Raw genomic sequence first — 13669 nt, forward strand, 5'->3', positions numbered from 1 at the left:
AGATGTATAAAGGAAGTAATATATATGAACAATACACTGATTGTATATTATTTGATATAGCTAAAGAGTGCTTAAAATCTATAATTTTACCTGGTATTGCTGTAAATGGTACTGTTACATCGGGAGAAGTGACAAATTGGCTTGAAATACTTGGTTACGAATTATAATAAATTCAAAACAAAAGAACCCCTTAAAATTGATAAATCTGTCAATTCTAAGGGGGTTATTTATTTAAAGTGATTTAATTAACTCTTCTAACTTTATAGATAAAGTTTTTGCACGTTCAAAATCAGTATTCTTTAAAGCGGAAGCTATTTCCATTTCAACTGATTTTTTCTTTTCTTCAATTTGCAGATAGTCTTTGTCAAAATGATTAGCATAAATCATCTTTCTAAATTTACGCATGCTCATTTTTCTAATTGTCTTATCTTCAATAAGTAAAACATAATCAGCACAGTTAACTATGAAATGATAATCATGAGAAATCATTAAAATAGCACCTTTGTAATCTGCTATAGCTTTTTCTAGAGACATTTGAGAATAAAGATCTAAGTGGCTTGTAGGCTCATCCATTAGTAACATATTTGATTTACTAGCTGAAACCTTCGCCAATTGAAGTATATTTTTTTCTCCACCAGATAAAGATTCAATCTTTTGTGTAAGTATATCTGAATCAAAACCATATCTTCCAACATATCTTCTAATTTCACCATAAGTCTCAAATCCAACATCATAGAACTCTTGAAGTATTGTATTAGACTCATTTACTACTTCGCTTTGCATTTGAGATAAGTAAGCTAGATCAATGTTTTCATTTATTTCAATAGAGTTATTATTATTTTTAAATATTTCTTTTAATAAAGTAGTTTTTCCTACACCGTTTGTACCAACAATAGCTACTTTATCAGTAGATTTTATCTCGAAGTTAGCATTTTCTAAAAGAACTTCATCAAATGATATACCAAAATCACAAACCTTTAAAGCAATAGTTTCTTCAATTTCATTATTTGTTTCTAAATTGATATACGGTTGTTTAATATCTACAAATGGTGCTTTAATTCTTTTGGCTTCTAATCTTTCTTGAATTTTAACTCTAGCTCTTAGAGCTCTACCTCTAGAAGCTTCAGCATTATAGGTTGCTTTCTCTCTTAATATATCGATTAAAGCTTCATTTCTCGCAATTTCTTCATCATCATCAATAGCCATTTCTTGTAACTCGATTTTAGTTTGAAGAAGAGAGAAGTTGTAATCAATATATCTGCCATCAAATTCTTGTAGCTCTGTATTCTCAAGATGGATAATTTTATTAAAACAATGATTTAATAAATATCTGTTGTGTGTAATAACTAAAATTGTTTTCTTATGAGAATTAATTAAATTTTTAAGAGCGTTAAGGTTCTCAAAATCTAAGAACACATCTGGCTCATCCATAATCAATAAATCTGGGCTATTAAGCATTTCCTTAATAACTTGAATTAGTTTAAATTCTCCACCACTAAGTTCAGAGATCATTCTATCTTTATGCTTAGTTAAATTTGCAAGATTTAGTTTCTTATTAATGTTGCTTTCATAATCATCACCATCAATTGCATCAAATGCATCTAAAGCCTCTTGGTACTTTTCTAGTAAAGCATCAATATCAGAAGATGTTTCCATTTCACTGCAAATAGATGCTATTTCATCTTGTAGCTTGATAAATTGATCAGCTATATATTCGAAAACTGTAGTTTCTTTTATTTTGTCTAGTTGTGAGAACTGACTTACATACCCAATTCTTAAATTTGGATACATTTCTAACTTACCATCAAACAAATATCTTTCTGGATCCATTATTATATCTATAAGTGTACTTTTTCCGCTACCACTTGCTCCTATAAAAGCACAATGTTGACCATCTTCTAATGTAAATGAAACCTTATTATATAGATCTCTTTGCGGAAATGAGTAGGACAAGTTGTCAAATTTTATCATATAATTACCTCTCTTTATCATTTAAAAAAATCGCTCCACGTCGCCAACGATATATAGTAACGACATTTTTTGATTTCTTTTGATAGCATAACACTTTTTAAGGCTAATTTCAATTATATAAAATTGGATTTTTTCCTAGCAAATCCAAGACATTTAAATGTCTAGATAAGTTATTATGAAATAAAGAAATTACGACCTGTAGAGCACTTGAGCTTAACAATGTTACCTCAACTGAAAATATTTTCTTTATTGGCATTCGTTCTATTGAAATGGATGAATTGGAATTCATAAGAAAAAATAAAATTCACGTTATTAATGCGCATGATTTTCATAACCTCAGTGTCAGCAAAGTAGTCAAGTTTTAATTATATTTCTCTGATTTTTGATGCAATAAAGCTTTTTCCAGATTTTCAGGAAAGATTGCTATCGAAATCATTGCTAGAAGAATCCTATTCTCCTCAGCCTGGAAGCTCAAAATATGGTCTTGGCTGGTCTTTTAGTTCCCCAAATATTAAACCAGCACGCATTTCCCATAGTGGGGCGTTATCTACTGGCCAAGCGCAACAAGATATTATACCTTCCAGTGGATATGCTGTAGCTGTGATGCTTAATAGCTTTACAACAACTGTTGAGCATGCTTATGAGATAAGTTCGGGAATTATAAAACTTACTGAAGGACAGAAACCAGATATTAAAGCTCCTATGCCTAAAATAATAGATTTATCACTTGGTTTCATTACATTAATATACTTATTTTTAGGTATAAAAGATATTATACTAAGTAAAGAGTGGTCGAATAGACGTAAACAACATCTTACCTTGAGATATTATCTTCGGTTAACGCCCCAAGTAATTCCGGTTTTGTTTATAGGATGGTTGTTTTTTATTGTCCCAAACCTACAAAACAATAGTTCTACAATTAAGGATGCTTTTGGTATCTGGCCAGCTGCTATGTTATTTTTAATTGTAGTTTTCATAACTGGAATTATAGTTACAGTTATGAGAATCTATTATAGAGCAAGATTAAACAGAAATTGATAGATTGAGATATATTGGAACTTCTTAAGGGCTGTATCTAAAAAGATATAGCCTTTTTATATTATAAGATAAGGCTCTGTTAAAAATTAATTACCATTCCAACGATAGATTAGTTGTACAACGCCAGAAGAGAACGTTTTGGTATTAACCATTTTTAAATTCAATCTCTGTTTTATATCAATAAACAACGGTTTTCCTTCTCCCAAAACAACAGGATGAACAGATAATCTAAATTCATCAACAAGCCCTAAATTAATAAAAGTTGTAATGAGACTTGCTCCTCCATAAAGCCAAATATCTTTACCGGGCTTATTTTTTAATTTATTTACTTCTTCAAGAATATTTTCATTTATAAATATTACTTGAGTATCAGTACCTATGTGTGTTCTGGAAAACACATATTTCTCTTTACTATGAACCAATTTCCAAATTTCTTTTTCAGTATCAGAATCTTCATCTTGGGGAATATACTGCCCCCATAAGTCGTAACTTTTTCTACCGTATAAAATAGTATCAATTTCATTCAAGAAATTAGTGAACCCCATATCAGTGTCCATAATGCACCAATCAACTTCTCCATTTTTCCCTTCAATAAAGCCATCTAAAGTAATTGCTAAATCTAAAATTATTCTTCTTTGTTTTACGTTGCTTGACATAACCATTCCTCCTTCTTATATTCTTTTTTGACTTACTCTATTGTTTGCATAATAATACCACCGAAATCATTTGTATAGTGTTATTATACCCAATTTTTAACATCATTTTTTAAAATACCTAAGATAATTACAATCTAAAAATTATCATGTTGATAATATGGTTAGAAATTAGAATAAAATTAGAAATTAATAATAATTATTATATATATTAATTTTTAGGTGGGGTGAGAATAAAGTACATGTTAAATAAAATGTATAAAGTATTAGAAAAATATATAAAACCTTATTACACCAAAGCTGAAGAAATAGCTTATAAAGGGCCATATAACAAGGACTTAGAAACATATACAGGACATACATTAGAACATGCAAGAGAAGTAATGGAAAATGCAATTAAATACAAAGAAGCCATTGAAAATTATTTTGAAAATAATAAATTTATAGACAAAGATAATAACCCTTTATATGGAAAAATACACTTAGAAACCTTATATGCCTCAGCTGCATTTCATGATATAGGAATGGGAGTTGAAAAAGAGGAATATAGAGAAAAGGGGTTAAAAGCAGGAAAACAATTGAGAAACGAACATGCATTAAATTCAGGAGTAGAATTAATGAAATACAAAGATTATATTAAAGATGATTTTGAAAAATTTAATGTAGATCCTGAAAAAGTTGCAGTAATTATATATTTTCATAGTAAAAGTTGTAGTGGACTACAAAAAGTTGATGAAAATGGAAAAAGCAAAACTGTCAAACTTGATTTAACAAATATAGGGGACATTAAAATTAGTATAGAAAACTTTAAGGAAGAATGCAGAATAAATGATATTGAATTTAAGGGAGAATTTAGTGAGCAAGAGTATAAAGATATTTCTATTGTTGCAAGTATAATAAGAATAGCAGATGCAAATAGAGACGGTAAAAGAATTACAGATATGAGAGGGAGAATTCCAAGGATAACTGGACAAATTCATAGTGATACAAATTCTATGGATGGTGAAGTAGAGGATGCAAAATTAAACCTTGGTGATAAAGAATATTCTGCTGATAACTATACAAAAGCCATATATATAGGAGAAGGTAATTGTAAGTTTGATCTTAATTATGACAAGGAATCTAATAAACTTAATTATGATATATATATATTTGATATAAATAAAGCTCCAAATTCTACATCACTAGTAATATCAGAAAGATTTGGAGAAATTGACTCTACATTTATAAAAGATAACTTAGGTACTGATAATAAAAATACAAATATAAATATTAACATTATATGTGACGATGAACAAAAAGGAAGAGACTTTATTAAGAATAACTTAATAAAACATAAAAAGATGAAAAATTATAAAGAAAGATATGAAAAAATAATGCAAGTTAAAAAGGGGAAGGAGGATTAATATGAGTGATATATTAACTTTTAAAGTAGATACAACTATAAATAATGAGATTACACATAAAATCGGAATAAAATATATATTAACTTTAAATGAACAATATAATTCTAATGGAATAGTAGAGATATTAGGAACTATGGAAAATCCTATGAACTGTTTTATTAAAAATAATATAAGTATAAAAGAAGCTCTTTATTTGTTCGGAAGACTAAACTATGATATTTGTTCATTTGAATATGATGATTTCTTTTGTGGTTATTACGCCTTAGATAATAAGATAATAATAGAAGGGGATGAATCTTTTTATAAGGAATGTATGGAGATATTTAATAAAATAGAATTAGATGAAGAAATAAAAGAACAAAGGATACCATATTTAAGAAGATCAAACTCAAAACACACTACAGACTATGTTCTAGAAGTATATAGTATAATATCTGATGTATGTAATAAATACAACATCTCCAAAAACATAAAGGCAGCAACTACAGGACGCGGTGAATTTGATTATATTGAATGTAAGGATAAATTAGCTAATAAATTAAAAATTAAAAGAGCCAGACATATGTTTAATTATGACGAAGAAAAAAACATATTTATAGGATTTGATTTTGATATATACGACACCATAATCGCTGGAGCAGATGAAGAGATGTTTAATTTCATAGAAAATAGAATTAAAAAATTAGATTTTTTCTGCGAATAAGATTTGTAAGCTTTTCTTACTTAATGGAATCTATCCTTGTGTGTAAATAGCATAATAAACTTTCAAAAGCAGATACTAAGAAAAAACTCAATATACAAAACTAAAGAATAAAGAAAGGAGATAATATGGCAGAGAAAAATGAAATAGTAAAAACAGGATGGAACTTCGACAATAGTTATTCTCGCTTACCGAAAACATTTTTTACCATTACTGACCCAACTCCTGTGCTCTCTCCGAAGCTAATTATTCTCAATGATTCCTTGGCAAAATCACTAGGTTTAAATGCCAATGAACTAAAAAATAATGATAATATAGAAGTATTTGCTGGGAATATGATTCCAGAAGGAGCTTTGCCTCTTGCTCAAGCTTATGCAGGGCATCAATTTGGGCATTTTACCATGTTAGGAGACGGCAGAGCTATATTACTTGGCGAACAGATAACGCCTGAAGGGAAAAGATTTGATATTCAACTTAAAGGTCCAGGTAGAACTCCATATTCTCGAGGAGGAGATGGAAGAGCAGCAATTGGACCAATGTTGCGTGAATACATAATTAGTGAAGCAATGTATGCACTTGGTATTCCAACAACTCGAAGTCTAGCAGTTGTAACAACTGGCGAGTTAGTAACTCGTGAAACAAATTTACTTGGTGCAATTTTGACACGTATTGCAGATAGTCATATTCGTGTGGGTACATTTCAATACGCTGCAGCATGGGGAACTTTAGATGATATTAAAGCTTTAGCTGATTATACAATTAAAAGACATTATCCATATATTGAAGATGATGAAAATAAATATCTTAACTTTCTTAAGGAAGTAATAAAGAGACAGGCTGATTTAATTGCTAAATGGCAATTAGTTGGCTTTATCCATGGGGTAATGAATACTGACAATATGACAATTAGTGGAGAAAGTATTGATTATGGCCCATGTGCATTTATGGATACCTATGACCCTGCAACAGTATTTAGTTCTATTGACCGTCGTGGACGTTATGCATATGGCAACCAACCAAATATAGGAGAGTGGAATTTAACTAGATTTGCTGAAACATTATTGCAACTACTACATGAAGATACAGATGAAGCTGTTAAAATTGCAAAAGATGCACTTGGAAGTTATACTGAGTTGTATCACAATAATTGGTTATCAGGAATGAGATCAAAATTAGGAATATTTAATGAAGATAAAGATGATGAATCCCTTATAGAAGAACTTTTAAGTATGATGCATAAATATAAAGTAGACTATACAAATACATTCCGTGCACTAACTTTAGATAAGTTAGAAGACACTGTATTATATAATACTGCTGAATTTGCCCAGTGGTATGAGCTTTGGCAAGATAGATTAGGTAAACAACAAGAATCAAAAGAAGAATCATATAATTTAATGAAAAATTCAAATCCAGCTATAATACCTAGAAATCACAGAGTAGAAGAAGCCTTAGAAGCAGCAAATAAAGGAGATTACAGTGTAATGGAGAAACTTCTTGATGTTTTATCAAATCCATATGAACACTCCAAAAAGCAAGATGAATATTCTACACTGCCTCCACAATCAAGTTGTGGTTATAGAACATTTTGTGGCACCTAAATATAATTAAAATAAAGAAAAGATTTCCTTCAGAATTATATTCCGAGGGAAATTTTTTAATATAAGAATATAATATAGTTATCATATTAACAATTGTAGAGCTTAATGCTGGACATAAGGTATAATAAAAACAGGCATTATAAAAACAGATAAAGACATAAGGGGATGCAACTTTTGAATAATAAAAATAAATTTAAAAAGGTCAGTGTTAAAATTTTTATAATACCATTCTTTATTATTACTTTGATCTTTTTTATTATTGGCTACGGTATAATTAGCGGGATAAAAAGTTATTACTATAACCACGTTAAAGAGGATTCAATAAATTTTGCTAATAGCTATTCGCATAGTTTGTCTAAGTCAGCTGAGGCATATGAAGTATTAAATGAATTACTTAAAGAAAAGATACTAGTTGCTGGCAGAACAATAGTTTCAGACAACATGAAGATAAGCAATGAATTACTTGAAGAACTAGCAGGCAAATTAGAAGTTGATAGAATTTACTCATATAATTCTAAAGGAGAAATAATACATTCAAACAATGGTGAATCTATTGGTTGGAAAGCATATGAAGGCCATCCAGTTTATAATTTCATGAAGAATGGCGGTAATAGCCTTATAGAAGAGATAAGACAAGACACAGAGACGGGAATATATTATAAATATGGATACTTCAGGGTTTCTGATGGACGTTTTGTTCAAATAGGTGTTAAGACAGACAAAATTTATGATTTTCTTGGAAGTTATAAAATGCAGAAGTTGCTTAATGAAATGAAAGATAGTGAAGTTGTATCTAAAATTGACTTTATAGACAATAAATTAAACATTATTGGAAGTACAGACAGTAATATTATTGGACAAAAAATAACTAATTCAGAAGCTAAAGCTGCAATACTTGAAGATAGGAAATATAGTTTTATAAACGACAATAATGAAAAAAATGAATTTGAGACTTTTGTTCCTGTATATTTTGAAAGAGCCAAAATAGGAACACTAGCAATTAATAAATCATTAGAAGATACCGACCATGTGGTTAGACAAGTATCTCAAGTAGGGGTAATATTGTTGGCAATAATATATGCTTCCTTACTTCATACTATGATTTCTATTTACAAAAAAAATAAAAAACTTGTTCAATCGGCATATTACGATGCATTGACCGATTTACCAAATAAGCAATATCTCAAAGAATTTTTAAATGAAGAAATAAACAAAAACAAATCGGGTAATAAAGCTATATTACTAATTAACTGCAGTAACTTTAGGATTTTTAATTTGACATTTGGAATTGAATATGGTGATGAACTTTTAAAAGAAATGAGCAAAAATATTCAGAACTTAGTAGATAGTAACAACAAGTTTTTTAGATTTTCAGCTGGAAGATTTGTTTTATATATAGAAAATTATTATGATAAAGAAGACCTTATTTCAATTGCAAATAAAGTCAGTGAAATATTTGATAATCCTTTTAAGGTAAAAGATGATCAACAGCATTTAAGTGTACAAATTGGAATTGTTGAAATAAATAATAACGATAATTTTGATAAAATATTAAAGCATGCTTTAATTTCATTAAACCATATAAAAGACAATGATTCTGTAAAATACGCTTTTTTCAACGAAGTCATGGAGAACAAACTTCAAAGAGAAGACTTAATAGAAAAGGAGCTTAGGTCAATTATTGTTGAAAATAATGAAAAGAAATTATATTTGGAATTTCAACCACAAGTTGATTTAAAAACCAACAAAATTGTAGGTTTTGAAGCTTTGGCACGTATGAAAGCTGAAAGTCTTGGTTTCATATCACCTATGGAATTTATTGATGTTGCAGAAAAAAAGCAATTAATAATTCCCCTTGGTAACTTAATATTAAAAACAGCGTGTAACTTTATAAATACTATACAAAACCAAGGGTATAATGATGTCAAAGTAGCTGTTAATATATCTGGGATTCAACTTTTATATAAAGACTTTACAAATACAGTAGTAGATATTATTAAGGAAACTAATATTGAAAAGTCAAATCTTGAATTAGAAATAACTGAATCTGTGCTTTTGGATAATTATGATATTATTAATGAAAAGCTCAGAGATTTAAGAGAAAACAAAATAGAAGTAGCTTTAGATGATTTTGGAACAGGATATTCATCTTTTTCTAGATTAGGAGAACTAAATATTGATACTGTAAAAATTGATAAATACTTTATAGATAAAATACTTAGTAAAGATTATAAAGAACAAATAACAGGTGATATTATTTCAATGAGTCACAAACTAGGACTTAATGTAGTTGCAGAAGGTGTGGAAGTTAAAGAACAAAAGGATTTCTTAATAAATAACCACTGTGATATTATGCAAGGTTATCTATTTAGCAAACCACTTTTAGAAGAAGATGCAATAAAACTGCTGAAAACAACTAATAAGGAATCTTTGTAAAACCATAATTTTACTAATAATATCAGCTCATATATTAATTTAAAAAACTCACAAAATTAATAAAAGGAGAATAAACTATTAGTAAATGAGGTGAATTTACATGGATTATAATACTTTTAAAACAAATAGCCAACAACGTAATGCGTCACCCCTTCAGAGTATGTATAACTCTTTACTAAGTATTGATTTACAAGGTGAAAATTCTACAGGAAATGAAGGTGAACAAGCGTATAAGCAATATGTATTAAAATTTATTGATGAGTTTATTAAAGTACAAAACGAATATCCTCTAATATTTAGCATTGAAACGAAATACTTAGCTACCAATAGAGAAGCTATACAGCTAAGAAATAGAGCAATAAATAGTTTTCAGTATCCTGAAGATAGAGTTCCAGAAAAATATAAGGTTATCCATCAAGAATTATTACAAACACTAGCTGCATATAGAGAGTCATACGAAAATTTATATCTAGCAATAGCTGCAGGTGAAAGTAGAGTAGTTGGAGAAAATGTAGGGCGATTATATCAATTAGATATAAATCTAAACAGAATTATAGATGAATTAAAAAAATAAAAAACCAGTTTTTAAAAACTGGTTTTTTATTTTTTTAATATTTAATTATTACCTAACATATATCCAATATAAGTGAATCTTCCTTCCTTAGAAAATAATAGATGTCCATGAGACAAAGCACCTATGATTTTGCCATTTTGTATAATTGGAGAACCGCTCATTCCTTTAACAGTACCACCGCGTTCCTTTATTAAGTGTTCATCTATAACTTCAAAATGAAATGTGCCTGATTTAACTTCATCAGTAGGTTCTTCGATTTTAGTTATTTCTATATTAGACCTGATAATTTTATTAGTTTTATTGTCTTGGGATAATATATAAGCATCTCCAAGTTCAATTTCGTTATGCTTTGCAACAACATATATACCACAGTCATCTACAGCATTAATATCTGTTAAAACACCTTTTATTCCTACATTTGAAGTCGAAGTTATGGTTCCAATTGGATTGCTTGATATATCAGCATCAATACTTCCATGACTAAATGATTTACTTTTCTTTGCGTTATAAACAGTATCGGCTAAAAATATAAAACCTTTTTTTAGTGTGTATTTAGTGTTTCCACCTACATCAATTGGATGAGCCACGGCATTGTATTCAAATGTAGTAGGGTGAATAGATGTTAATGTTGCATATGAATAAACTGTGTTTTGTAGTTTGGTGTGTCTTAGATGATATACATTTGTGCTTACTGTCTTTAATTTATCTTTTCTTTGTACTACAACATCTATCTTTAAATCATCATCTAAATTATAAAGTTCTTTTACTTGAGAATCATCTTTTACAACAAATGAGATAGTTTTATTAGTTTTAGGATCTTTATAACTTATCTTCTTTAATAAAGAACCTCTAAGTATAGGATTTCTTTTAGAAAAGGTATTTGAAACATAATACTCATTCAATTGATAGTGAATACCTATAACTTGACCAGATACTATTGCTTCATTATCTGAATACTCAAATGCATCTTCTTCAGCATTTATTGTTTGAAAGTTTAAGGTAGTAAATAAAATAGTTGTAAGTACAATAGATGAAATTTTTTTCATATTAAGACCTCCATTTAAGTATATACAATAGTTTTTGTAACGGAGATATATATTAAACGAGGTTATTTTTGTATTTTTAAATAAGGTTATGTTTTAAATCGATGTTGAAATTTATAAATGTATAAATACATTTAATATATGGTTAATATAGGTGTTATTGCATAGTTGTATAAAACTATGAGTCAAATATTATTTATATAATAATTACATAAAGGTATGTGTCCATGAATAATATAAAAGGGAGGTAAAAAGGGTATTAATAAAATATCTTCAATCTAGCAAACAAATAAGTGACAAAGCAATTATATGCTTAATTGCGAACGTCCTTTATCTGAAATGGAGAAAAGAGGAACAGTAAGAATTAAAATGCCTAATAATATTAAAAAAATATTCTCTCGTTCAGGAAATGAGAGTTCATATGTTAGCTACTTTTAGGTTAACAGATGTAGACCTAATTGATGCTGATTAAATTACATATCATGAGCATATTAGTAAGCATTATTAATCTACTTACTCCTTAAAGGGCGAAACAAAAATAATTTTTTATAAGTTATTATCAAGTCAAGATACACTTCGTATTTTTTTCTTTTATTAAAGTAGTAATATATCGGTTTTATGTTAAAAATAAAAAATAGGACATAAATCGACAAGTCGTATAAAGCTATTATGATATAATCTAACTATATTAGTATATATATAATAAAAAGTTATTAAGAGATGATAGAAAGGAGAAGAGAAATTTTTATTCAAGGGAAATAAAATAGTCTTAGACTATAAGAAGAAAAATTATTAAATGTAAAATAGGGGGAAAGAAAAATGATTCATAAGGTTTTGAAAGTTATAGCTTATATAGCTATAACAATTTTTTTATTAACGACTGTAAGCTCAATATTTAATGGACTAGATGAAGGATTGTCACTTATATTTACTATGATATTATTTATGTACCCTTGGGTTGTGTATTTAGTATGGAGGTTTAAGGTTGAAAAGAGTTTAAAAAATGTAGATGAAAATGGAGAAGTAGAAAAATATAAATTCAAGAAGTCTCAAAAGGTTGTGCTTTTTCTTGTAGTTCCGTTACTTATATTAGTAGGCATGAGTATGTCTCCGTCATACAGTAAAGTTACTGATGTTGAAATAGCCAGTATAGAAAACAAAGATGTTTTAACCTATGAAGAAAAATTAGATAATTACTCTCCAAGTTATATGATTGTTAATTTAGTTACAGACGGTGGAGAGTTCTTCTTTAACAATAATGTAACTATAAAAAGTTTAACTGACAAAAATCATCCGTATAACAAGGGTGTGAAATTTGAACTAATAGCTGACGATAGTGAGCTAGATCAAATTAATCCTGGAAAGACAAGGTATATAATGGGCACAGACAGACTAACTAATGGTAAATACGAACTAGAATTGGTAGCTTACACAACAAACGTTGAGGGCAAAAGTGAAGAAGAAATAGCCAAAAAGAGTTTTGTTATAAAGAAAGAATTTACAGTTGACAATACCTTTGACTCTAGAGATGATTTCTTAACATTCCATGATAATTATATAAAAGAAATGGAAGAAAAAGAGAAAGCAGAGGAAGAGAAAAGAAAAGAGGAAGAGAGAGCAGACAAAGAACGAAGAAAGAAAGAAGGGGTCTCTATTGGAATGACTCAAGAGGAAGTTTTAATGTCTTCTTGGGGAAAGCCAGATAAAATAAATAGAACAACCAATTCTTATGGAGTTAGTGAACAGTGGGTTTATAGGTATAGAGTATCAGGGTATTTATACTTTGATGATGGAATTCTTACATCGATACAAAATTAATTAATAATATGTATAACGCAATTAAAGAAATTTAGAAGTGTACTTGAGGGTACGTTATTTATCGCAAAAATACGCAATCTTTATATACTATGAATTAAAAGAGGAGATTTAATTCTTCTAGTGTTGCATCAAAGAAATACTTACAGATTGACAATGGAAAAAATTTAATAATGAAAAAAAGAACCTCCTTGTGGTTTAATGGTTTTGTCCAGAAACCAAACACAAGGAGGTTCTTTTTTATGACTATTACTATTAATAATAATAAATTAGTTTTTCATAAATTGCTAGAGGAAATTGGAGGTAGTTTTCTTAATAGTACAATAAAGAAATACGATGGAGATTATAGAAGTCAGCACTTTGACTCAAAATCGCATATAAATTCAATGTTGTACTTGAATATAAGAGGATGTAAGAGTCTGCGAGAAGCAG

13 protein-coding genes are annotated in these 13669 nt (G+C 28.6%); 10 read left to right on the plus strand and 3 right to left on the minus strand.

The features are described from left to right. Nucleotides 1–2: 2 nt before the first annotated feature. Nucleotides 3–167, plus strand: coding sequence for a hypothetical protein (locus tag BS62_RS07300; RefSeq protein ID WP_496490602.1), 165 nt, complete (start codon nt 3–5; stop codon nt 165–167). A 64-nt stretch (nt 168–231) separates the two neighbouring features. On the opposite strand, the gene BS62_RS07305 is transcribed toward BS62_RS07300, so the two are convergent. Next, on the minus strand, nt 232–1971 hold the full coding sequence (locus BS62_RS07305; RefSeq protein WP_496490603.1) for an ABC-F family ATP-binding cassette domain-containing protein: 1740 nt from the start codon (nt 1969–1971) through the stop codon (nt 232–234). A gap of 188 nt (nt 1972–2159) precedes the next feature. Here BS62_RS07305 and BS62_RS07310 point away from each other — a divergent pair, with 188 nt between their 5' ends. Both BS62_RS07310 and BS62_RS07315 read left to right on the plus strand, forming a co-directional pair. Continuing rightward, a complete protein-coding gene (locus BS62_RS07310) occupies nt 2160–2336 on the plus strand; it encodes an arginase family protein (RefSeq protein ID WP_496490617.1) in 177 nt (58 codons plus the stop codon). Between the two features lie 55 nt (nt 2337–2391). Next, the gene (locus BS62_RS07315) at nt 2392–3009 is read left to right on the plus strand and encodes a hypothetical protein (RefSeq protein WP_496490604.1); all 618 of its coding nucleotides are present in this window, start codon (nt 2392–2394) and stop codon (nt 3007–3009) included. A gap of 86 nt (nt 3010–3095) precedes the next feature. Here BS62_RS07315 and BS62_RS07320 read toward each other — a convergent pair whose 3' ends face one another. Next, the gene (locus tag BS62_RS07320; RefSeq protein ID WP_496490605.1) at nt 3096–3665 is read right to left on the minus strand and encodes a dihydrofolate reductase family protein; all 570 of its coding nucleotides are present in this window, start codon (nt 3663–3665) and stop codon (nt 3096–3098) included. Between the two features lie 239 nt (nt 3666–3904). Here BS62_RS07320 and BS62_RS07325 point away from each other — a divergent pair, with 239 nt between their 5' ends. The 5 genes from BS62_RS07325 (at nt 3905) to BS62_RS07345 (ending at nt 10379) form a co-directional block, all read left to right on the plus strand. Beyond that, entirely contained in the window at nt 3905–5068 is a 1164-nt protein-coding gene (locus BS62_RS07325) for an HD domain-containing protein (RefSeq protein WP_496490606.1), read from the plus strand. A gap of 1 nt (nt 5069) precedes the next feature. Beyond that, nucleotides 5070–5771 carry a hypothetical protein gene (locus BS62_RS07330; protein WP_496490607.1) on the plus strand — a complete coding sequence of 234 codons (702 nt, stop codon included), beginning with the start codon at nt 5070–5072 and terminating at the stop codon, nt 5769–5771. 125 nt (nt 5772–5896) lie between these two features. Beyond that, a complete protein-coding gene (locus BS62_RS07335; protein ID WP_496490608.1) occupies nt 5897–7369 on the plus strand; it encodes a protein adenylyltransferase SelO in 1473 nt (490 codons plus the stop codon). Between the two features lie 174 nt (nt 7370–7543). Beyond that, complete coding sequence (locus BS62_RS07340) at nt 7544–9805, plus strand: putative bifunctional diguanylate cyclase/phosphodiesterase (RefSeq protein WP_496490609.1); 2262 nt, start codon at nt 7544–7546, stop codon at nt 9803–9805. Nucleotides 9806–9905: 100 nt separating this feature from the next. Next, complete coding sequence (locus BS62_RS07345) at nt 9906–10379, plus strand: hypothetical protein (RefSeq protein WP_496490610.1); 474 nt, start codon at nt 9906–9908, stop codon at nt 10377–10379. Between the two features lie 41 nt (nt 10380–10420). Here the strand turns inward: BS62_RS07345 and BS62_RS07350 are convergent, their stop codons facing one another. After that, nucleotides 10421–11425, minus strand: coding sequence for a SpoIVB peptidase S55 domain-containing protein (locus tag BS62_RS07350; protein ID WP_496490611.1), 1005 nt, complete (start codon nt 11423–11425; stop codon nt 10421–10423). Between the two features lie 816 nt (nt 11426–12241). Between BS62_RS07350 and BS62_RS07355 the strand changes: the two genes are divergently transcribed. Both BS62_RS07355 and BS62_RS07360 read left to right on the plus strand, forming a co-directional pair. After that, nucleotides 12242–13240 (plus strand): hypothetical protein, encoded by a 999-nt coding sequence (locus BS62_RS07355; RefSeq protein ID WP_496490612.1) that lies wholly within the window; start codon nt 12242–12244, stop codon nt 13238–13240. Nucleotides 13241–13479: 239 nt separating this feature from the next. Next, nucleotides 13480–13669: DUF4372 domain-containing protein (locus BS62_RS07360; RefSeq protein WP_496490613.1), on the plus strand; the 190-nt coding region annotated here is incomplete at its 3' end.

This window comes from Sporacetigenium mesophilum DSM 16796 (genome assembly GCF_059569055.1).

Excerpts from the sequence above, each read along its gene's own strand:
- BS62_RS07300 (WP_496490602.1), top strand. The coding sequence starts at position 3 with ATGTATAAAGGAAGTAATATATATGAACAATACACTGATTGTATATTA.
- BS62_RS07305 (WP_496490603.1), bottom strand. The coding sequence starts at position 1,971 with ATGATAAAATTTGACAACTTGTCCTACTCATTTCCGCAAAGAGATCTA.
- BS62_RS07320 (WP_496490605.1), bottom strand. The coding sequence starts at position 3,665 with ATGTCAAGCAACGTAAAACAAAGAAGAATAATTTTAGATTTAGCAATT.
- BS62_RS07325 (WP_496490606.1), top strand. The coding sequence starts at position 3,905 with ATGTTAAATAAAATGTATAAAGTATTAGAAAAATATATAAAACCTTAT.
- BS62_RS07330 (WP_496490607.1), top strand. The coding sequence starts at position 5,070 with ATGAGTGATATATTAACTTTTAAAGTAGATACAACTATAAATAATGAG.
- BS62_RS07335 (WP_496490608.1), top strand. The coding sequence starts at position 5,897 with ATGGCAGAGAAAAATGAAATAGTAAAAACAGGATGGAACTTCGACAAT.
- BS62_RS07345 (WP_496490610.1), top strand. The coding sequence starts at position 9,906 with ATGGATTATAATACTTTTAAAACAAATAGCCAACAACGTAATGCGTCA.
- BS62_RS07350 (WP_496490611.1), bottom strand. The coding sequence starts at position 11,425 with ATGAAAAAAATTTCATCTATTGTACTTACAACTATTTTATTTACTACC.
- BS62_RS07355 (WP_496490612.1), top strand. The coding sequence starts at position 12,242 with ATGATTCATAAGGTTTTGAAAGTTATAGCTTATATAGCTATAACAATT.